The organism is Rossellomorea vietnamensis (assembly GCF_025398035.1).
GTDB classification, from domain to species: domain Bacteria; phylum Bacillota; class Bacilli; order Bacillales; family Bacillaceae_B; genus Rossellomorea; species Rossellomorea vietnamensis_B.
This window is the reverse complement of the sequence record NZ_CP104558.1, coordinates 3,149,332-3,171,547: the sequence shown is the minus strand read 5'-3', so window position 1 is coordinate 3,171,547 and position 22,216 is coordinate 3,149,332. Positions and strand designations below refer to the sequence as shown.

Annotated in this window: 13 protein-coding genes; 5 read left to right on the top strand and 8 right to left on the bottom strand. The window is 43.8% G+C overall.

The genetic code is table 11. The annotated features are described in order from the left end of the window. Positions 1 to 73 precede the first annotated feature (73 nt). The 6 genes from N5C46_RS16290 to N5C46_RS16265 all read right to left on the bottom strand — a co-directional run bounded on the left by N5C46_RS16290 (position 74) and on the right by N5C46_RS16265 (position 12,421). A complete protein-coding gene (locus N5C46_RS16290; RefSeq protein ID WP_336275504.1) occupies positions 74 to 1,165 on the bottom strand; it encodes an LCP family protein in 1,092 nt (363 codons plus the stop codon). A gap of 155 nt (positions 1,166 to 1,320) precedes the next feature. Beyond that, positions 1,321 to 3,156, bottom strand: coding sequence for a cell wall-binding repeat-containing protein (locus N5C46_RS16285; RefSeq protein WP_261749402.1), 1,836 nt, complete (start codon positions 3,154 to 3,156; stop codon positions 1,321 to 1,323). A gap of 101 nt (positions 3,157 to 3,257) precedes the next feature. Continuing rightward, positions 3,258 to 5,309, bottom strand: a complete 2,052-nt coding sequence (locus N5C46_RS16280; RefSeq protein ID WP_261749401.1) for a cell wall-binding repeat-containing protein — start codon at positions 5,307 to 5,309, stop codon at positions 3,258 to 3,260. A gap of 169 nt (positions 5,310 to 5,478) precedes the next feature. Beyond that, positions 5,479 to 9,696 carry a cell wall-binding repeat-containing protein gene (locus tag N5C46_RS16275; protein ID WP_261749400.1) on the bottom strand — a complete coding sequence of 1,406 codons (4,218 nt, stop codon included), beginning with the start codon at positions 9,694 to 9,696 and terminating at the stop codon, positions 5,479 to 5,481. Positions 9,697 to 9,979: 283 nt separating this feature from the next. Then, positions 9,980 to 11,293: a cell wall-binding repeat-containing protein gene (locus N5C46_RS16270; RefSeq protein WP_261749399.1), complete on the bottom strand. Its 1,314-nt coding sequence runs from the start codon at positions 11,291 to 11,293 to the stop codon at positions 9,980 to 9,982. Between the two features lie 180 nt (positions 11,294 to 11,473). After that, positions 11,474 to 12,421: an NAD-dependent epimerase/dehydratase family protein gene (locus N5C46_RS16265; RefSeq protein ID WP_261749398.1), complete on the bottom strand. Its 948-nt coding sequence runs from the start codon at positions 12,419 to 12,421 to the stop codon at positions 11,474 to 11,476. Positions 12,422 to 12,754: 333 nt separating this feature from the next. Between N5C46_RS16265 and N5C46_RS16260 the strand changes: the two genes are divergently transcribed. After that, positions 12,755 to 14,128 (top strand): cell wall-binding repeat-containing protein, encoded by a 1,374-nt coding sequence (locus N5C46_RS16260; protein WP_261749397.1) that lies wholly within the window; start codon positions 12,755 to 12,757, stop codon positions 14,126 to 14,128. Between the two features lie 118 nt (positions 14,129 to 14,246). Beyond that, positions 14,247 to 14,807, top strand: coding sequence for a hypothetical protein (locus N5C46_RS16255; protein ID WP_261749396.1), 561 nt, complete (start codon positions 14,247 to 14,249; stop codon positions 14,805 to 14,807). Between the two features lie 43 nt (positions 14,808 to 14,850). On the opposite strand, the gene N5C46_RS16250 is transcribed toward N5C46_RS16255, so the two are convergent. Then, positions 14,851 to 15,996, bottom strand: coding sequence for a heparan-alpha-glucosaminide N-acetyltransferase domain-containing protein (locus N5C46_RS16250; protein ID WP_261749395.1), 1,146 nt, complete (start codon positions 15,994 to 15,996; stop codon positions 14,851 to 14,853). A gap of 120 nt (positions 15,997 to 16,116) precedes the next feature. Here N5C46_RS16250 and N5C46_RS16245 point away from each other — a divergent pair, with 120 nt between their 5' ends. The 3 genes from N5C46_RS16245 to N5C46_RS16235 all read left to right on the top strand — a co-directional run bounded on the left by N5C46_RS16245 (position 16,117) and on the right by N5C46_RS16235 (position 19,779). Then, on the top strand, positions 16,117 to 16,851 hold the full coding sequence (locus N5C46_RS16245) for a PIG-L family deacetylase (RefSeq protein WP_261749394.1): 735 nt from the start codon (positions 16,117 to 16,119) through the stop codon (positions 16,849 to 16,851). Positions 16,852 to 16,905: 54 nt separating this feature from the next. Continuing rightward, complete coding sequence (locus tag N5C46_RS16240; protein ID WP_261749393.1) at positions 16,906 to 18,201, top strand: hypothetical protein; 1,296 nt, start codon at positions 16,906 to 16,908, stop codon at positions 18,199 to 18,201. 651 nt (positions 18,202 to 18,852) lie between these two features. After that, positions 18,853 to 19,779, top strand: coding sequence for an LCP family glycopolymer transferase (locus N5C46_RS16235; RefSeq protein ID WP_261749392.1), 927 nt, complete (start codon positions 18,853 to 18,855; stop codon positions 19,777 to 19,779). A 39-nt stretch (positions 19,780 to 19,818) separates the two neighbouring features. Here N5C46_RS16235 and N5C46_RS16230 read toward each other — a convergent pair whose 3' ends face one another. Further along, positions 19,819 to 22,179 carry a glycoside hydrolase family 10-like protein gene (locus N5C46_RS16230; protein ID WP_261749391.1) on the bottom strand — a complete coding sequence of 787 codons (2,361 nt, stop codon included), beginning with the start codon at positions 22,177 to 22,179 and terminating at the stop codon, positions 19,819 to 19,821. Positions 22,180 to 22,216: the final 37 nt, after the last annotated feature.

The window sequence follows — 22,216 nt, the reverse complement described above, 5'->3', positions numbered from 1 at the left end:
ATACCCCCCCAACTCAAAAACAACCAAAAAACCCACAGAGCATCCGCCCCGTGGGTTCCATCTATCATCTTTCCTATTCCTCGTAACTACCCGACTCCTCGATTCCAGTCGAGTCCTCATAAGCACCGCTCTCCCCGGTTTCATCGTAACTACCGGTATCTTCGGCGGCACCATCTTCACTCATCGTTTCTTCCTCTGCATATTCTTCGTACGACTTAGGTTCTTCACCGTTCAAAAAGTCTTTTATCGCTTCCGTATTGGCTTCAAGGTCTACGTCCAACACGGCGCCGGCCCCTTCATAGCGGGCGTTTTCAAACGAATTGTCGATTGGTACCCTCATCGTTTCGATTTTATCGGCGGGATTCAGGACGAATTCCTTCGCAAGGCTGATCCGGTCCATGGCTCCGATATTCGTTTCGATATAAGGTGACACCGTCCCCATGAGTTTAGGGATCTTGGAAACCCCGTTCAAGGACAGCATTTCATCCTTCAATGCATTGATGACTTCCTGCTGGCGTTTCACCCGCCCGAAGTCTCCTTCTGCATCGTGCCTGAATCGTGCGTAACCTAGTAGTTCTTTACCGTTCAACTTCTGCAAGCCGGGTTCGAGGCTCACATTTATATTCGTGGACATTGCTTTTTCAACATTCATTTCAATTCCATTCGGTGCCAGAACATCGACTACTTTTTGGAATCCTTTAAAGTCCATTAACGCATAATATTGAACATCGATATCGAAGTTCTCTTTCAGCGTTTGACGGAGCAGCTCAGGGCCACCAAGGAAATAGGAAGTGTTCAATTTATACATTCCGTATTCCGGAACGTTCACATACATATCTCTCATCAAGGAAACCAATTTGGCGTCCCCTTTTTCTGGATCGTACTGAGCGATCATGATGGTATCTGTACGGGCCTTCTCTTCACCCCTTGTATCAGATCCCAGCAATAGTACATTCACTTTACCGTGTTCATCTTTTTTTCCATGAAATTCGGGAACTTCTTCAGAAGCCGCCTGTGGCTTCCCTGCCTGCATGATTCCCCTTTGGTATTGATAGAGAAAATAGGCTGTGACAATACTTGCCCCTAAAAAAGATAATACGAGAAATATCCGGAAGAATCTCTTCCTTCTTCTCATCCGCTGTCTATAGTCATTTCGAGTCTTCATGTATGTTTTTCACCTTTCAAGTCGAAGATCAATACGAAAAATAATTTTATCATGAAATAGAGTAAAAAAATAGAATCTTACATAAATGTAATCTCTGTTTAATAAACCTATGAAAAAGACTCTATCGATGATCGATAGAGTCTTAGCTTTATATCTTAATAATACAGCTTTTTGTATAAATCTCCAAGCTCATCTTCCACATTGATCGCGCCTGGACCTCCAAGGAGGAAGAACTCTTTGTATCTTTCAGAAAGGATGAAATTATTGACGCTTGTCGGCAGCTGCTCCGGATTCGATAACAGCAGTGGAGCTTGCTGTTTCGCCGCTAAAACTGAACCAGAGAGCGCATCGGGGTAATTCTTCCCGCTTGCTACAAGTACGTTCTCCCCTGGGTTGGACAGTGGCAGCTTTCTCGCAATTTCAAGGGATGTTTCATAACGATCGATACCGCTGACCCTCTGTTCTCCTTTTACCTTCTTCATGACTCCGTTGGTAATAACACCTTCTCCTCCAACAACAATCGTACCGTCCACTCCGTTCAGAGCTTCCGTTGTGTATTCTGAAACAGAATCTTTCGCTGTCAGAAGAATCGGGTACCCTTTAACTGACGCATAAGGAGCAACGGAAAGAGCGTCCGGGAAGTTCTTACCTGAAGCAATGATCGCTTTATCCGGATTGGCCGCTACCTGTTCGGAAATCAGCTGAGCCGTCTCGTAACGGTCGATTCCACCGATGCGGTCCACCGTCAATCCCATTCCTGTGAGGGTGTCCTGGACGCCCTTGCCAACTGCGCCTTCCCCTCCGAGTATGATGACCTTGGATGCTTTCAGGCGTTGGATTTCGTTCTTTGTTGATTCCGTCAGTTTCGCTTTGTCTGTTAAAAGAAGCGGCGCATCCTTTTTATAGGCAAGCGGTCCACCCGTGAGTGCGTCCGGGAAATTATATCCTTGAGCAAGGACCACGGTATCCGCCTGGTTCCATCCAGCTTGAGAAATGTCCACCGCCGTCTTGATCCGATCGATCCCGGAGAGCCTCTCCCCGATTTTATTCAGTTCACTTGAAGCCACATAGGCTTCCTGCTTATTATCTTCCCGTTCCACATCGTACCAGACGAAGTGATTCGGATTTTTGGATGTGTCGTACTCGAATCCTTTAAGGATTTCAAGGACTTCCGTTTCCTCTGCTGGAAGTTTAGTAGAAACCTCTTTCGTATCAGAACTCGGGCCTTCCCTGAACTTCGATCCATGGGCAGAGATGACTAAATCCCCCGGCTGATAAGCGTGTCTCGTGGTATGGGAAAGGCCATCCACCTCATATTGCTTCTTATTAAATAGAAGATAGAAGTTCGGGTCTCCCGTATAAGTGAAATCTTCTTTCGCAAACGGGATTTCGACTGCATCACTCGGGAATATCCCTGGATTCCCACTTGAAAGCTCGGCGTATACACGATCCTGATAGCTGCCGAAGTTTCTTTCTCCCGTTGCCATTATAATCGGACTATTGGATTGGACCTGTCCGTTGTAAGCCAAAATAGCAAAATACCAATTTTCAATGATGTTCCGCTCATTGTCACCGATCGTCGGGATGCTCGTGGATCGATCCCAGTCTGTCAGACCTTTTTCACCAAGCTCCCATTTTTTGTTGAGAATCTTGATTCCTGCTTCAATATTGAAGGCTATATCGCTTTTTAACCGCTCAACATCGTAGCCGGCAGTATTCGTCACCTGCATGATCCCGATACCGCCATCACCGGATATGTTCGGTTCACCGTCAGCCGTGAATTGCTTCCAGCCGCTTTCCTCGGCAGCCAGTGCCTTCACGACTTCCGCCGGTACGTCGTATTTCATTGCCGCTTCCGTCAGTAGTTTATTGATTTCATATTTTGAAGGGTTCTCGTACCCTGCCGCTTTAGATGTGATCGGATTTGCCAATGTTGCAGTAAGAGCCACAGCCGCGATTCCAGAAACCAGTTTCTTCATATTAAAGTTCATTATATTCCCCTTTTAATGTTATTTTATTCCATCTTATCATAGTATCTAGTAAACTTTAATACTTCGAGGGCAAAAAAAGATAGAGAGGTATTCTCCCTATCTTACTTGCTCTTCATATACTGATCGATTTGCCACGCCTTTTGAACCGGTATGGCGCCTGGTCCCCCCAGGATATGATACGACTTTCGATTCGTAAATACGTTGATGGATTTCTGTAATTCCGGGTTTTCCTTGTTATCCACCAGAACGATCGGGCTGTCGGTTCTTGATGCCAACGGACTGATGCTGAGGGCATCGGGAAACTTTTTACCCGTGGCAAAGTACAGGGACTCTGCTCCTTTTGATGCGAACGTCTGATGAACTTTCATATTGGTCTCATACCGATCAAGTCCGTAAATACGGAAGTGCCCCGGCAGGTTATCCTCCACTTTAGAAGAGATGATTCCTTGACCGCCGATGACGTACGTCTTGGAAATATCGTTCTCTTCCATATAACTGCGAACGGTCAGTGGAATATTCTCTTTTTGGACAAAGAGGACGGGGTATTGCAGCCTTCCACTATACGAAGCGATTGAAAGAGCATCAGGATAATTTTGCCCTGAAACGACAAACGCTTTATTGGATGTATACGGAATCAGCTCATTGATTGCTACCGCTGTTTCATAACGGTCCAGCCCATAAATCCTGCGGGTATCGATTTCCAGATTCTTCACTTCATTTTCAACACCGCTTGAGATAGCATTTTGCCCACCCATCATCAATACGTGAGTTGGGTTTAATCTCTTTAACTCTTCCTTGACCGATTCACTCAACTTTCCGTTTTTCGTTAAAAGAATCGGGCTGTCCAAATATGCTCCCAGGGGAGAAGCCGCTAGACTGTCAGGGAAGGAGTTACCGCTCGCCAGAATCACAAACGAGCCATTCAATGTTTCCCCATCCATCTTCAATTCTTTCTCCTTTAAAGACGGCCAGCCATTTTGAGATATATTGACGGCCGTTTCCACAGACGTCTGGCCATAGATGCGATTTTTTGTTTTAACGTAGTTCAATGCTTCCTCTGCATTGATCAAGCCTTTCCCCAATAGTTCGATTTGGGGTAATGGTGTTGCCGAGTTTTCCATTACATCTTTCACCTGTAAACCTGTCAGGAAAGGATACTGCTGCTTCACCATGGAGGAAACCGAGCTTACGATGGCCGTGGACATGCTCGTCCCATCCAACGTTTCATACCCACTCATCCATGTACTGAAAATATTTGTACCCGGTGCTGAAACATCTATGGTTTCCCCGTAATTGGAGAACGCAGATTTCGTTCCTTTCGCACTGTCTATACTCCCAACGGCCAGAACATCTGCATACGTTGCCGGATAAAGAACCGCATGGTCATTATCATTGCCTGCGGCCCCCACTACGAGTACCCCCTTGTCCACGGCGTAATCAATGGCGTCTTCCAGGGCATCCATATTGTTGTAGCTTCCAAGGCTTAAATTGATGATATCCGCCCCATGGTCAACGCTATATCGAATTCCTTGAATAACCGTAGACATATATGTAGTCTTGCCTTCAAACACTTTTACAGGCATAAGTTTCACGTTTTTAGCGGCTGAAGCGATGCCCATTTTATTATTAGTCACAGCCCCCACAAGTCCTGCTACGTGAGTTCCGTGTCCTGTACTATCCATTGGAGGCTCATCTTCATGTATAAAGTTCTTTCCTTCTATTAGTCTGCTGCGGAGCTCAGGATGTTTCAGGTCGATGCCTGAGTCCACAATGGCTACCGTCACTTCTTCTTCCGGTTCATACTGTTCCCATGCTTCTACTACCTTCATTACCTCGAAGTCACGGGACTGTTTTTCAAAATACGTATCGTTCGGTGGAAGAGCCTGGGTATAGACAAGTTGATCGACTTCTGCCGATTCTATGTCTCTATCTCCATTGAGCTTTGACAAAGTATCTGAAACATCTTCTTTGGGAACCGACACTACCTCGTATTTGTCCTCTGATGTTGTCGATGACTGCGTCGACACATCCCCTTCGTCTTTATGCACAATCAAAACCCGAACGTCATTCTCATTTTCTGCCTGAGCAAATCCGTTTGGAAGTACAACACAACCTATTAAAAATAGTATAGAAACGATGACCCTCATCTTCATCAAGCGACTCCCCTCTCAGTTGAATGCCATTTACATCATCTGTAAAAAGTATATAAGAAGGTAGTAGGTCTGTCCATGAATTCCGGGAATTTTCAGAATGATAGTCTGAAAGACCTTAAAAAAAGCCACCCGCTATAAATAGCGGATGGCTGAGCAATGGCTTACTCTATTAGTTTGATACTTTTTCCTGAAGATCTTCTCTTGCACCTTCACCAACTGCACCTTTACCACCAAGCACAGTCACAGAAGAGATTTTGTTCTGGTACAGATACTTCGTTAAGAACGCATCCACTTCTTTAGGTAATCCGTTTGGATCTGTCAGTAATAATAATCCTGAGTTATCCGTTACAAGAGGAGCAGCGGATAATGCATCAGGGAAGTTCTTGCCGCTTGCCACATACAATTTGTCAGTGCTATTAGCGAACTCACCGAGGATTGCTGCAAGAGTACCATAACGGTTCACACCAGAAAGTACTTTCACGTCTACGGCAACCTTCTTGGCTTCTGCTACAACACTTTCAGGAACAGCTGATTTACCACCAAGCACATAGACCTTCTCGTCTTCAAGAATCGCCTTTGCTTCGTCGGATAAGCCTTTGCCGTCTGTTAACACGATCGGCATATCATTTGCACCGGCAATAGCTGCAGCACTTAGGGCATCTGCAAAGTTCTTACCAGTGGCAACGAATACTCCGTTTCCTTTGAATCCAAGCTCTTGAAGCTTCGAAACGATGGCAAGATTTGTACCATAACGGTTTGGCATTCCATCTGTTTCTAAACGTTCGATATCGGAAGAGTTGATTGAAATGCTGTTTAATTGTGCAAATACATCGGCAGATACGACACCTTCTCCACCAAGGATGTACACATTTTCAGCACCAAGTCGTTCGATTTCATTCAACACGTCTTTCGAAAGCTTTCCATTGCTTCCCACCGGCAGGATCGGAGCATCGATTGCTGATGCTAAAGGACCAGCGGATAAGGAATCAGGGAAGTTATATCCTGTAGAAAGGATAACCGTTTTGTACTTATGGTCATCTGCAAATCCGTCTTCATGAAGTTTCTTGGACACTTCGATTGCCGTACCTTCACGGTTCAGACCAGACACTTCGGAGATGATGTCACCGTCTACTTTAATAGGAAGAAGTGATAGTACTTCATCTGTTTTGGCGTCAAGTAAATATACTGCTCCGATTGAGCTGACTGACTCGGATGGAGTGGTAATGTTTACATCCGCCTTTAAGGATTTTCCTACTTTAAGGTTTTGTGACGCATTAACATCTACTTTACCTTTTCCTTTTTCACCAGGAGAAAGTACTCCGAACTCATTGATTGATAGATCAAGAGTCGTTGTCGGATCCATCGTTGCGTACCCTTCAATGGCAATGGTATACGTATCATCCGGTAATGACGTCAAGGAAACCTTTTCATCAGATGTGGCACCAGCAGAGTAAGATACCATGTTCCCTTTAGAGTCATAGATATATAAATCCACATCATCAGTTGGATGTGATGGATTTGACGTTTGGACTTCTAAAGATACATTGTTCTTTACTTTGATATCTTGGAAGTAGTAATCGTTGTTGCCTGGTACTTCTACTTTCTTGGAAGAAATCTTCGGCGTACTGAACGGTGCACCCACAACCTTCACATCTCTTGCTTCAGATAAGTAGTTTGAGAATGTGACAGATTTCGTCATTTCACTACCAGCTGCAGCATTACCCAAGTCGATTTCACCCGGTACAGCAACTACGTCCTGAACGACTGCCTCTAATTGATATTTATTGACTTCTTTACCTGCTTGAGGTCCGGAAGTTCCATATACATGTACTTCCCATACCCCTGGTTTAGGTGATTTGAATACATGGTCTTCAACACCTAACCCACCGTAACCGGCATATCCTTGGAATTCACTTACTTCCACTCCGTCAGGATTAAAGACAATCGCGCGGACGCGGCCTTTATAATCTTCGTTTTCACTGAGTGCATTCAGTGAGAAACGAACTTCACTCACACCAGGTTTCACATCAAATGTATACCCTTTTGTTTGAGAAGATTGTACTTCACCTTCTTCGCGGAAACGGAAACGATTATCTTGGTTAAATTCATAACCAGTGACAATAGTTTGAGCAGATCTTGCTTCTACATAAGGAGTAGAGGCATCGTCGAATACTAACGTCTCAGCATTCACACCTGTTTTTAACTTAGACTGATCGTAATCAACCGTGATCGTTTTGCTCTCTCCGGCTTTCAGATTCAATGTTGAAACAGATGGCTTGATCCAGTCCCCTGTTGGAGATACATCCAGCTTCTTATCTTCATCTGACTTGTTCTCTACTAATACTTCAACTTTTTCAGGGATTTCTTTATTTCTTACGTATAGACCCGGACCACCGGAGACTTTCTCTCCATGATAGACCGTTATGTCTACATCTTTAATGTCAGAAATGAAATTCTTGCGCAGATACTCATAAGCTGCCGGAACATCGATCAGTCCGCCACCTTCCTGCGCACGGTTGTATCCATCCAGATGATTGGCCGTTGCAATCAATGCTTCACGGGCAATTTCATAGTTAAATGGAATACGATCTTTCTCTGCTGCAGATTTAAGTAGTGCCACTGCACCAGCTACATATGGAGAAGACATACTTGTACCCTGCATGACGACATACGGTCCATTTTGCACCGGATGAGCAGCAAAAGCAGATCCCGGTCCAACGATATCAGGCTTTTGATTTCCAGCTTCGTTTGGTCCTACAGAAGAGAAGTACCATAATCCCTGTCCTTCTTTCGGAGTGCCGTCTGCATTTTTACCATAAGGATATGAATTGTATTCCTTTGCCCACATGTCAGCCGTGATATGTGCACCGACCGAGATGATAGGTGCTACGTCTCCAGGTGATCCAACTGTATCGACACCAGGTCCGGCATTTCCGGCAGATGTAACGAATACAATGTCCGTATCTTCACTTAAAACGGTCATTAATTCCCCATAAGAACCTAAACCGTCATTTAAATCCGGTGAAGAACCCAAGCTTAAGTTGGCAACATCGACGCCGAATCCACCTTCGGATTCTGGAAGCGCAGCATCAACCATAGCCTTTTGGATACTGAACGTAGGCGCACCACCTTCAGCTTTAAATACACGCATACCAACAAGTTCAGCTCCAGGAGCAACCCCTTCACCCGCTACAGCTCCGAATGCATTTGCTCTTGCAGGGCCATTTGCAGCCGAGATACCTGAAACGTGAGAGCCGTGACCGTTGAAGTCAGTGAATAGATTGATCTTCTTCAGGCCGGCACCGAACCAGTCCAGCTCCATATCATTAACGCGGAAGTTCGCTCCGTATTTGTCATCTTCCACATTCACATCGAATGTACCTGTTTCGTTATTTGCATAAGCCGTTTCATCAGTGAAATCATTATCCATATCTGTATCGATATAGACTTTGTCTCCTGCCAGTAAAACAGTGAAGTTATCTGTATTCCCATTTGTTCCATCCGCGTTTAAATCCTGGTTGGTCCAATATGGGCTTTCTTCCGGCTCCGGATTTGGCTCAAAAGCCGTCCTTCCAAAGAATAATGTATCATCGGAAGCGTCAATTCCTGCTGTATTATATGTAGTTTCCCCTACCGTAACGGAGTCCCCTTCAGCATGCCCGCCATCGAATAGTACGTCTCCCTCAGCAAGGTAGTTCAAACCGCTGCCTAAGTATTCTTTATAACGATCTTCAATGCCATACCCAAGTTGGCGATTCGAAATCGTGTAGTCCCTTACTGCAACAATTTTAGAATCCCCATATTTACGGGTTCCCTCTTCCAAACCTTCTGTAAAGGATTCGTGACCTGGATCCGGACCTGAGTCAATAATTCCGATACGTACGCCGCTGCCATCGAACTTATCGTGGAAATCATCCACTCCAGTCGGAGCATGAGTTTCTGCCTGATTCGGTTTAACGACCGCATCCTGATCCACTTTATTTTGGTTTTTGACTTCCAATTCAGGATCCTTGACTTCACCTAATTGGATTTCACTATTTTTCCCTACAGTACGGACACTTTTAAGATCCAGAACTTCCATCACTTTGCGCGTCGGTACATCTGCAAGGTAAACATAGTTCTTGTAATTCTGTTTCACTTTAACCCCAAGCTTTTCTAATTGACTTGTCGCATCTACCTTACCGTTCCCTACGATCACAAGCTCCTGTACAGCTTGATTACTCATTGAAAGAGCTACGACTTCCGAGAAATTAGAAACCTTGAATTTCTTCGTTTCCTGTAGAGCGGCATCCGCTTTATCAGGATTGAATGTTGCTACACCAGCGAAAGAAGAGGCTACCAAAGTTGCACTAGCCATGACCGAAAATACCTTTTTCTTAAACGTCAATCCGTTTTCCCCCTTGATAGTTTAGTATTAGTCCGAAATACTCCGTATCTTCCAAAAAAATATAATTATGGAAAAATTCGAACTCTATTTCCCATTTTAAGGCCACTATCTTCTTTAGTCAATAAAAGGAGACGTTATTTTCAGAAAAAATAATATATTATAACTATTGCATTTTTGCTTTCTACCTATTTTCTAATTCAAAAGAAATGTTTAATCGTATCCACAGCCGGGTAAATAGAAAAAAACTGCTTGCCAATTCCGGCAAACAGTTTCTCCTAATCTATTAATTTACTACCTTTACAGCGCCTAAATAACGAGGTTTCCAGTATACGTTATTCAAACTTGTAATCTCTACCCCACGGTCGCCTGCATGGATAAATTCATTATTTCCAATATAGATCCCTCCATGGGATGGACCTGGTTTATATGTTTCGAACATGACGATATCCCCTACTTCCGGAGATTTAGAGCGGCTTCCGAAATTCCAGATATCCGCTGTTGTCCGGGGTAGATCAATATCATATTTATCATATACATAGTTTAGATAACCGCTGCAGTCAAATCCACTTGGCGTCGTACCTCCCCATTTATAAGGGGTTCCTAGATACTGCTTTGCCGTTTTGATCAAAGCACCTGTATCGAAGGAAAATAGACTTTGAGCCTTTTCGGATATGACAGATGTCCCACCGATGATTGTGAACTGATTGATCCCTAACTTATCCACGGTCGACTTTACAGAAGACGGGACGTTATTAGATTGGATCAACATAACCGGTGATCCTTTTTTTGCTGCCAGAACAGATCCGGTCAGTGCATCTGCATAGCTTTCGCCTGTTGCGATCACTGTACTGTTGGATGCCGAGTAATACTTCTCAGCCACTTTTGTCGCTGTATCGTATCGGTCTTTTCCTGAAATACGTGTAGCCCTTGGTAATTGGTTCTTCACTCCATCGCTGATGACACCGGTTCCACCGATAAGGATGGATGAACTGTACTTGCTTAAAGCCTTTTTCGTTTCTGCCGGAACATGATTTTTCTCGGTCAACAGGATCGGGATTGATTTACTAGCCGCGACAGGAGCAATGGCCAGGCTGTCAGGAAAGTCCCTGCCGTATGTAACGATCGCCTGGGACCCACCAACTAAGTCTGCGATTTTTGCCGCTGTCTCATATCGGTTTTCCCCTGCCACTCTTGTACTGGTGATGCCTAAACTTTTAAGCTGATTTTCAACGGACGGTGAAATGACGGAACTTCCACCTAATATGTATGCCTTACTCGGTTTTAACCGTTTTAATTCTTCTTTCACGCTATTCGGTACGCTGTCCTTGGTGACCAACAGGATCGGCGCATTATATTTATCTGCTAACGGTGCTCCAGCCAGTGCATCGGGAAAGTTATTCCCCACTGCGATCACGACTGTGTTCGCACTGCTCCAGCCCTGCTTGGAAACTTTGACCGCCGTTTCATAACGATCTATACCGCTTACTCTATTTATTTGTGTATCTGCAGCCGATGCAGATGTCTGAAATAACAATAGGAACAAAAAGCTTATAACCGTGACGAAGGTAATAGATACAGGTTTGTGATTATTCAACATTTCTCAATTCCCCTTCTCTATTTCTCTATAATTCTACAAAACCCATCTTACCATTAAAGTTTTCGAAATAATTTTACATTTATGTAACAAAGCCCGTCATATTTCCCCGTTTTCTGTAATATTATCTCCTTCAAACGACATAAAAAGGGCCGTATCTCCCGGGATACGGCCCCTTTTCTATTATTCGTTTTCCTTGTTCCAATATTCCAAAAGTCCCTCTCTCATCGTGAACTTCGGTTCGAATCCAAGTGATTTCAGTTCTGAGATATCAGAGTAGGATTCTTTAATATCGCCGGACCGCTCTTTCTTTTTCTCGATTGGTAATGTCGTTTCCGTAATTTCTTCATATAAGCCGATCAGTTCATTCAGGCTTGTCGATCCACCCGTACCTACATTGAACACCTTCCCGATCGCATCCGAAGTTTCGGAAACAAGGAAGACGGCTTGAACGACATCTTTTACATAGATGAAATCTCTCGTTTGTTCCCCATCACCAAAGAGAGTAAAGGTTGTCTCTTCCTTTTTCATCAGCTGTTTAAATTTATCTGTCAGGATCGATACGACTCCTGAATACGGCGAAGATGGATTTTGTCTGTTTCCAAAGACGTTGAAGAAACGGACGGCTGCAGTCGGAATATCGTATAACCGGCTAAAGGCCAACACGTACTGCTCAGAAGCAAATTTATCAATGGCATATGGCGTGAGTGGTCTGATCGCTGACGTTTCTTTCTTCGGAAGTGTCGGTTCATCCCCATATACGGCGGCCGATGAAGCAAAAACGAAGCGTTCCAAACCACCTTGTTTCCGGGCTTCTTCTAGTAAGTATAAAGTCGCTTCCAAGTTCGTTTGATGAGTATGGAGCGGGTCTTCAACCGAGGCAGCCACACTTGCAATCGCGCCCAAGTGGAAGATTTTTTTGAATTGGTTCTGCTGAAATAAATCCGATATCGTTTCTCTTACGGAAATATCCCCTTCGACAACCGTCAGTTGATTGCTTTTCGGAAGATTATCCATTGAACCCATGGAGAAATTATCTATCACGACTACTTGCTCGTTATTATTTAATAATTCTTCTACAATATGTGAGCCTATAAATCCGGCTCCCCCTGTGACAAGGACCTTGCTCATGTATGTTGTTCCCCTTTCAATATGGAGAGATTATCTTCATTCACTTCTGTAAGTATAGCAAAAAACACATTGGGTTTCTATTCAGTCATCGAAATGTAACCAAGCCTTAAATTATACCCCGTTCATTACCATTTCAATCACCTTCGTTCGTGTCATAAAAAGGCGAAAAATATTTATTTCAAACCATCTAGAAAAAATTCGAAAACGCGATTATACTATTCTAGATGTGAGTTTCAATTGGTATGGGAGTGCCTCTGCACATCATTTTCCGTTCAATATTATTGAACAGTATTCACAAAATCATACAGAAGAAAACTATCGGGGGAAAGAAAGATGAAAAAAGGATTATTTGCTTCAATCAGTTCAGTTTTACTAGCTTCCTGTTTCCTTGGATCTCCTGTTTCAGCTGAAGGTCCAGTAAAGGAAAAGATGGACCTGTTAGCTTATGACGGGGAAGGCTTTTTCACAGAAGAAGAGCCGAATGACAGCTTTACCGGAGCCAATGACATTCTTTTAGAGGATATCGTTACAGGGACGTTCTCGAAAGATGATGTGGATATGTATAAAATCCAGGTCGAGACAGAAGATCCCCTTGAAATATATGGTGGCAGCTGGGCTGAAGACCCAAGCATCCTATTAGACATTACTTTATACGATGAGAATAAGAATAAGCTTGCACCTGAAGAAGCCAGCGCAGATGAGGCGATCGGTTCCATGGCCTCCTACTCTGTCACTCCAGGTATCTATTATATATCTGTTCGTGATCGACATAACCTCGCTAACGGAGAAGAATACGCATTCATTGCGACTCAGGCACTCATGGAAGTGGGTGTAGACCGACTGTATGGAGATGACCGGTATGAAACGGCACTTGAAATCGCCTATCAAGGATTTGATTATGCTGATGAAATCATCCTGGCGACAGGCACCAACTTCCCGGATGCCCTGGCAGGAGCACCACTTGCCTATCACAGGGACGCTCCCATCTTGTTAACGGGAAAAAATACCCTTCATCCAACTGTTAAAAAAGCCATCAAAGATCTGGAAGTCGGGAAAGTGACAATCCTTGGTGGACCCGGTGTCATTTCTGATAACGTGGTGAAAGAACTGAAAGCACTTGGCGTCAATGTGTCTCGCATCAGCGGAAATGACCGGTATGAAACGGCCGTAGCCATTGCTAAGAAGCTTCCACACAATGACGCAGCCGTAGTCGTGAGCGGAAAGAATTATCCGGATGCCTTATCGATTGCATCCATCGCCGCACAATATGGATATCCGATTCTACTATCCGATAAAGACAGCATCCCTGCCTCCAGCCTGACTCAAGCCAAGACATATGAGACCAACTATGTCATCGGCGGTACAGGAGTGGTAAGCAATACTGTCCTGAAGAAGTTAAACATGCCAACAAGAATCGCAGGTCAAAACCGTTACCAAACCAATGCGAACATCATTCATGAGTTCGATATGTCGACTCAATATGTTTTCGTTGCAACGGGTACTCAGTTTGCCGATGCCCTGACTGGATCAGTCCTGGCCGCTAATTGGGGAGGGCCACTATTACTGACGCCTCCGAATGAACTTCATCCTGAGATCAGGGATTTAATGATGGATTCTACCTATATGGCAACGATCCTTGGTGGACCCAACGCAGTCTCTGATAAGGTGGAAGAGGAGATTTGGTCTACTATTGTTGGAAATGAATAACCAGGATGCGCTCTTACAAGGGCGCATTTTTTTATTCGGAATAATTAATAGAATTTTCTGTATTTTAATGGTAAAATAGTAACGGATAACGATCATACATAAGAAAGAAGGCTTACCAATGGAATCTCTCACACAATCTGTCGCAACCATCTTTAAGAAACTTATGATCCACCTTGATCAAGACGAACTTCGTGAAGAAGTAAATACCCGTTTACTCCAGACGATGAAACAATCACCTACAGAAGATGAATATAGACAAAACCTGATGAGGGCCATCGTTCTTCATGGTGAATCAACCAAAGCGCTTCACGGGATCCTTCACCCTCTTCTATCAAACTCGAAATATCCTGATCTAGAAGGCGTTTCAAAGCTGAGGAATCTTGCACAGGGCAGGATTGAAAAAGAGATGGATACACTTCTTACCCTATATAAGGAGCAGCTTGAAAAGGAAGGCATTCCAAATGATGCCGTCACCCAGCTTGAAATATATTTCACCACGACCATGGTTGAGCTTCGATTGACGTATAGGTTCATCGATGCGTTTGGCACCGAAAGCAACCGGGCATTATTTGTGCCGTTATTTTCTTACCCAGCAGAGGAAGTCGGTGAGACCATCTTAAAGTATTCAAGAACCTATTCAAGCCTCCTCTTCGAAAAGACCCTCAGTCAACAAAACTAAAGAAGGTCCGTCCCTCGTGTGAGAGGGACGGACCTTCTACTATCTACACCTTCAAGTACCATTTCTTCCTGTGACAGATAAAAGCAACGATGGTCCAGAATAACAGGTTAAGCAGTCCGTATGCCAGTTGGGGATGAGGGGCAAAGGTGCCCATCCACTCATTGATCACCCTTGATAATGATTTCTCAATGCCATCATCCATGACCGATAGATGGATCAACACAGAACCAAGCATGAACTTGCCGAAATAGATTAAGAAGCTATTGCGTCCATATGCCTCCAAAAACCATACGACCGGCTTCAATGCTGTTTCTTTCGCGTCCACTTTCCTCTTATCAAATATAAGATACAAAACCGAAAGCATGCTGGATGCAAAGCCCGCTGCCAATAAAGCAAACGCCGGCGTCCAGAGCCTTTTGTTATAAGGAAGGAAATGATCCCATACAAGGGAAAGAACAATCAGTACAATACCAATCCCCAACAGCTCTCTCCATGCACCGGTTTTTTTACGTGTGAGGATCAAGCGTCCAAATGCATATCCAAAAAGAACATTGGATAATGCCGACAAACTGGTGACCAGGCCTTCGGGATCATAGCCTCGCTCCCCTTCATGATACAAATGCGCTTCCCCGAACACAGCGCTGTCGATCATATGGAAAGGATTGCAGTCGGGCTGTGGCAATCCTCCTTCACATGATTGTCCCGATTGAAGGATCAGTCCCCCATATAAAGAGGACACCAATAAGGCAATCAGCATCAGCTTCCAAGGAGATTGGACAAACTTCGTGATCAGCACGGTCACGATTCCCAGAAGAGCGAACATCTGAAGCACACCGCTCAATCGCAGAGTAGGGAAATCCAGCGTCCACTCCACGATAATGGTGAAAATGACCCCATAGACAATCAGGCGAACCGTCCGCTTCAGTATCTTCTCCCATTTCACCCCACGTTGGTAAGCAATCGCCATACTCACCCCAAAGATGGTGATGAACGTAGGCAGAATGATATCAATCAAGGTGACCCCGTACCATTCCGCATGCCGGAAGAAAGGATACTCAATCTTCCCATAAGGAATCGTACTCAAAAAAACGGATAACGCGACAATGATCCCCCTGAGCATATCAAGGGAGTAAACTCTTTTTTTCTTTTTCACTTGAATGGGTTCTTCTAATGGTTGAACTTGTTCCATACTTCGATCCTTTCACTTCACGTTCTATACTTTCCTACTATGAAAGTATACACCAGCACAAAAAACTTTGATAGAATCAATTAGTAAAGATTTAACTATTTTCACACCCTGGAGGTCATCATGCGCATCGTCTATGTTTCTCTCATATTGTTACTCACAACACTACTCGGGGCATGCTCCCTTTTCGAAAAAGAACCCGAAACATCCGTCTTCTACTCCCCTCATGCAGACGACGAAACTCTCAGTCTCGGCCCGTCCATCCTGCGTCAGATCGATAAAGGAAATGAAGTCGCCGTGGTCCTCCTTTCACATGGGGAAGCCAGCCAATCGATTAAAAAGGTCAACGAAAAATTAAAAGACAAAGACCTGCCTGCCATCTCCAAAGAAGAGTTCGGCAACTCCCGGGTAAAAGAATTCAAAAAATCCCTCGAAGAGCTGGGAGTCAAGCCAGAGAACGTCTACATCTATGACCTTCCCGACGGGGACATCCAAAAAGAGGACGTCATGAAAATCATGAAGGAAATGGATAAACGCTACCCCGATGCCCGCCATCATGCCCTATCCTATAACGACCCTCACAGGGACCATGCCGCTTCGGGAGCCGCTTTAAAGGAACTTGCTGATGATGGGACCATTTCATCTGCACTCTTTTATCTGCCTGTGCAGGAGTTTGAGAATATGGACTATGATGATACTTATCCTGTGCCAGATAGTCTTAAGGACAATTACAAAAAGAGTTTGGCAGCCTACCGGATTTGGAAGCCTGAGGAAGGGTTGTATTCGATTGGGTATACTTCTGTGAAGCCTTATTTTATGGAGGCTGGGAGGTATGGGGAGAGTCGGTGGCATAAGTGAAACAGAGTTTAGGATAATATAAAATCAATATTCCAATATAAAGGAGTTAGATAGATGAAGACATCGAGACTTCCCTATCACTATATTTCCATTGTCATTGTGGCAGTCATATCTGTTTATGTATGTTTAAAAGTGTATCCCATTAAGAACACCGCGGATTTGGTCTTATTTGTGACCACTGTGGGTAGTCTGGTTGTTTCGTTTTCTGCTTTTATCTTTGCTATGAAAACGTATTTGTCGATTGATAGTGTAAATGTGATTACTCAAATGGAAGGAAACGTGCTTGAGAACGAGAACTATGTCACGTCTTTCACTAGTTTATTGAAGCAATATGATATGGAAGATCCTGATCAAGTGGGTGAAGAAATCTTCAAGAATTTAGAAAAGAAGTTTACCAAACAGTCAAAGACTGCCATTGAGTTTGCTTCAAGTCTTCAGTATTTTATTGATATTATTGTATTTTTCCCATATCTCTTCAACTCTAAAGATGACACCTATCGTAGTAAAAATATTATTCGAATGGGGAAGTTGGTAAAGTTGATTGAAAAACGAAAGAATGCGTTAGTCTCAATCAGCACCGGAAATTTAATTCTTATAGAGGAAACCGTTAAATTGATTCGTGCCATTATCAATTATCAAAAACTTGTAGATGAGCGAGACATTGTGGACTCTACTCTCTTAGAAGTAAAAGGAACCATGTTGAAGAATTCTGTGACTCAAACTGTTTATTATAACTACTTAGGATTGTATTATTACCGAAAAGCAAACCACGTACTAAGAAGAACAATCTCTTTAGACAGCATGGATGTTTTCTCTATAGAAGGACTCAAGAGAATCCACCAACATATTTCACTATTCTCTGACGACGAAAGGGAACTAATCCAGATTTACCTGCAAGAGGCAAAGACCTGTTTTCACAAAGCGATGGATGTTAGTGAAAAAGATATTATGTGGGAAGGTTTCATCTTGTACAATGAGGCAAAATCTACGTATTTACTTCAGTTGTTGCAAGGCAATCATGAAGGACAGAACTGGGAAGCGATGATGAATCAAGCTTTGACCGCCAGGAAAAGAATCACAATCTTCCTCCATGACATACTGGAAAGAGATACCCCTTCTCACCTACAAACCGCTTTTGAGTTCGAAAATCAACTAGCTGGATTAGTAAAGATGAATATACTTATCGCAGAAAAGAAAGACATCACGGATTCATTTAATAAGGAGAAATATGTGTACCCCCTATATGAAGGTTTACTCCAGAGCAGGCTGATACAAAGACCCAACCCGGGAAGTTTTAAAAAAATTGAGGAATTTCAAGAGGATATTGTTAAGCGTTTGGAAAATAAATAAACTCTTAGGGACTACTGAATATTGCCAAAGGAATTGTTTTATCAAATTGAACAATAGGTGTCATACAGATTTCCTAAAGAAGTAATGAGGCATTTTTAATAAAGTGAGATATATCCCTTCTGACAGCCCAGAAGGAATACACACACATATAACCATTATCGAAGTAAAGTAAATTAATTTAAAAACCCTTTAACCAGTTTTACCCAACCGAAAAAAGAAACCCAAAGGGGGATACTTAACAGAGTTCCCCAGTACATCCCGACAATAAAGTTACCTTCTCTCTTCATTATTCAAGCACCCCTTACGTTATAATCATTCGGTGTCATGAAATGTGTATATTCATTATATATAGTGTAAGTCTAGAAAAGTGTCGGATTAAAAGTAAAATCCTTAGGAACTTTTATCATAATTTATCGAAGAGCTTGTTATGATTGTTAAGTAATAAGTTCCCGAATCATTCACTCATCAAACTTTGTAACCTTTCAGACACATCCCTTATACATATATATTCTCTCATGATGCTTTGACTAACGTGAAGATATACATTGTTTCCATGCATGTATGCGATTGCCAATAAAGTTAATATATTGAGAGTCAAACATGATATACTATATATTGGATATTATTAGAAGAATGCGAGGAAATCCTGAAATGAAAAAAGCAATTATTATCATCTCAAGTATTATCGGTGTCATCCTGTTGGGTGGGGGAATCTACGCTGGCTACCTGTACCAATCAGTCAAGAACACTACCAGCGAGATGCATGAAGAGGTTAAGAGGGAACATAGTACCCCTAAACCAGTGTTATCTCAAAAAAATGATGTTCCCGTTGAGCCCATTTCCATTTTACTAATGGGAGTAGACGAGAGAGCAAATGATAGAGGAAGATCAGATACTTTAATTGTCATGACATTAAATCCAGAAAAAGAAAAAATGCAGATGATCAGTATCCCCCGGGATACCCGAACAGAAATCATCGGGCATGGTACAACGGATAAAATTAACCATGCTTATGCCTTTGGCGGTGCAAAAATGGCCATCGAAACCGTTGAGAATTTCACAGATATCCCTGTCGACTACTACATCAAGGTAAATATGGAAGCCCTTAGCTCCTTAGTCGATGCCATGGGTGGGGTGACAGTCCATAACGACCTGGATTGGTATGACGAGGGTTATTATAAAAAAGGGTACCATTATCGTGAAGGGGATATTAAGTTGAATGGCCCTAAAGCGTTAGGGTATGTACGAATGAGGCACTTAGATCCCAATGGGGACTTTGGACGGAATGAGCGACAACGTCAAATCATCACAGCCATTATCGACAAAGCTTCCGACGTAACAGCAGTAACGAAATTCGACGACATTCTGAAAGTGCTAGGAAGTAATGTGAAAACCGACATGACGTTTGAAGATATGATGGATATCCAGAAGAATTATCGAAGTACCAAGAATACAATTGAACAATATGAAATTAAGGGGCAGGGCGGTTTGATCGGCGGAACGTATTATTTGACCGTTCCTGATAATGAGCAGGAAAAGGTTACAGAGATGCTGAGGGAGAACTTGGCTGCAAGCTAAAAAGGTTTTGGGAGAATCGGGCTCCCAAAACCTTTTTATTTACTGCTGTTTCTCATAATAATAATTCAACCACTTCTCCACTTTATCCATCTTCTCCACTACTCTATCCTTCACTATTGGATTCAGTGTTTTAAAGGAGTTAATCAGTTCAACCGTCTTCTCAAACTCCTTCTCTACTTTGTCTATTTTGAGAGACTGATCCGGCCGCTTCATCATTTTCTCCCATTTACTAAGATTATTCTCCAGCTCTTTTCCTTCTTCCTTGTTAACCGCTCCCTTTGGTATATAAATGGAAGCCACCTGTTCCTTCAACTGCTTAACCGTAGCATGGACAGCCGCTTTGGGATCTTCCCCAGGGTTAATTGCCGCATTTCTCCACGGCCCTTTCCCCAATGCGTCCACAGAAGGGGCACTGGCCTGACCGAAGGCGAACATGTTCACACCTGACGTTCCATGACCTGCTGCCAATACATCATTGACGGCTGCTTTTTCACCAAGGTGATGGAAGAACGAATAGATCCCCGTATAATACATCATCGAAGGCGGAGTCAGCTTTTTACTGGCGATGACCGTCGATTGGATGCTATTGAAATCATGTCCATACGCCTGCGGGATGACACCATCGATGTCCTCTACCCAGTCGCTGATCAGGACAGCCTCTGCCCCCGGTTCAGGAGTCGCCGTGACCATAAAGGCAGGGTATATGTCTTTACTCTGTACATGAAGCTGATCGACAAACGTGTTTTCCTGTTCACGCAGCCAATTCTCCCACTCTTCCCATAACGCATCGGACTCTTCTAAATCCATTGGATCGACTCCGAATTCCGTTTCGAAACGTTCACGATTCGAAGCACTGAAACCATAGCTCTTATCAAACGGATGGTGCGGATAACGCATATAGTCGATATTTACACCTGTGATCTTATAGTCCTCTTGCTGTTCTTTATAGATATCCAGCATAAAGTCCTGGACGTCAGGGTTTGCAATGTCCAGCCAGTAATAGTTGCTGCTGGAATCACTTCCCGGTGTGCCCGGTTCATCATTTCGCTGTACCGCGCTCCATTCAGGGTACTTTTTGAACTGTGACGGCAGACCAAGGCTGCTGTGGCCGATCATGAAGCCATCCGTCCACGATTGAATCGTGATCCCCCGCTTCTTGCCTTCTTCAATGAAAGCTTTCAGGATGTCCGAACCGTATTTCCCATAGTCCTGATTGGCGAAGTTCGGGTGCTGCTTTGGCAGACCGTAGGCTTCCATCGTGTCACTCGGGAAGATCGTATATCCCCAGAACGTCGTTTCAAGATACAGAGAGTTGAAGCCTGCCTCTTCCATCCGGTCCAACGTCGTGATGACGTCATCCAGATCCTTCTCTTCCGGTCGATACCAGATCGCACGCTGCTCCCCTACTTCAGAAGGAAGGGAATAGTAGTACGCGTCGTAGGCGGCCTGAGTCGCTTCTTCCGTATATTCCAAGGCCTTTTGAGGATCTTCACTCTGGATATCTCCTGCCTTTTTCAAAAAATCCTCCGCTTCCTTTACAGAAGCATGTGCTTTCTTAAACTCTGCATCAATATAATTTTCCTCAGCATGAGCGATGCTTTGCTTCGCTTCCTGCAAGGTTTGTTCACTTTTAAAAATATAGGTGGACGCGTCGCGGATCAATTCAATTTTACCGTCCGCATCATACTCCACTTTCATCCCAATCTCTGCTTTTTTCAGGTATTCCGCTTCTGTTCCGTGTCCGCTTACGACAAATCCGTTGGACGGAATGCTACTGTCCCCTCCGCCGATTTTCGTGACGACTCCATCGGTCACGGTAATTTCATATCCATATGGATTTGTTCCTGTGCTTGAACCAAAGGCAGGAGTATACAGCAAGAGTTGGTTGGCTCCACGATTTCCCGGAAACGGGGCTCCCTCAGGATTTGATTCATCGGTTGGGTCAATATCATCTAATGTATTGGCATAGGTCCTTTCAACCGGTTCATTGATCGAAACACTCTCTCCCTTTTCCAGGCTCTTCAGGAAACGCATGATCTCATCTGTCGTTTGCGGTCCCGTTGACAGGACGACCCCGTCTTCAGGAATCGCACTGTCTCCCTGCCCGGAAGACACAACATGATAACTGTTCCCCTCATCCTTCTTGAGGATCACTTCATACGATGACCCGTTTGTTTCGGTAAAATAACTGAACGTGGGATCAAACACGACAAGCTTGTTCGTATTGTTGCGATCATTTTCTGCATTGACGATGATGCTGATTCCATCCTCATCGACGACTTTGGTCGCTCCCCCTTCATCCGCTTCCGCTGTGAGTGCCGGGGCTTGAAGAGCCGGGATTGTCAGTGCGAGGGCCATGGCTGACATTGTCATTTTCTTTCCGATTAACCACTTTTTCATAGAGTACCTCCATATAATCGTTTTATATGTATGCGCT

Bases quoted from the DNA above. Each gene is read 5' to 3' on its own strand.
- N5C46_RS16290 (WP_336275504.1), bottom strand. From the start codon at position 1,165: ATGAAGACTCGAAATGACTATAGACAGCGGATGAGAAGAAGGAAGAGA.
- N5C46_RS16285 (WP_261749402.1), bottom strand. From the start codon at position 3,156: ATGAACTTTAATATGAAGAAACTGGTTTCTGGAATCGCGGCTGTGGCT.
- N5C46_RS16280 (WP_261749401.1), bottom strand. From the start codon at position 5,309: ATGAAGATGAGGGTCATCGTTTCTATACTATTTTTAATAGGTTGTGTT.
- N5C46_RS16270 (WP_261749399.1), bottom strand. From the start codon at position 11,293: ATGTTGAATAATCACAAACCTGTATCTATTACCTTCGTCACGGTTATA.
- N5C46_RS16265 (WP_261749398.1), bottom strand. From the start codon at position 12,421: ATGAGCAAGGTCCTTGTCACAGGGGGAGCCGGATTTATAGGCTCACAT.
- N5C46_RS16260 (WP_261749397.1), top strand. From the start codon at position 12,755: ATGAAAAAAGGATTATTTGCTTCAATCAGTTCAGTTTTACTAGCTTCC.
- N5C46_RS16255 (WP_261749396.1), top strand. From the start codon at position 14,247: ATGGAATCTCTCACACAATCTGTCGCAACCATCTTTAAGAAACTTATG.
- N5C46_RS16250 (WP_261749395.1), bottom strand. From the start codon at position 15,996: ATGGAACAAGTTCAACCATTAGAAGAACCCATTCAAGTGAAAAAGAAA.
- N5C46_RS16245 (WP_261749394.1), top strand. From the start codon at position 16,117: ATGCGCATCGTCTATGTTTCTCTCATATTGTTACTCACAACACTACTC.
- N5C46_RS16240 (WP_261749393.1), top strand. From the start codon at position 16,906: ATGAAGACATCGAGACTTCCCTATCACTATATTTCCATTGTCATTGTG.
- N5C46_RS16235 (WP_261749392.1), top strand. From the start codon at position 18,853: ATGAAAAAAGCAATTATTATCATCTCAAGTATTATCGGTGTCATCCTG.
- N5C46_RS16230 (WP_261749391.1), bottom strand. From the start codon at position 22,179: ATGAAAAAGTGGTTAATCGGAAAGAAAATGACAATGTCAGCCATGGCC.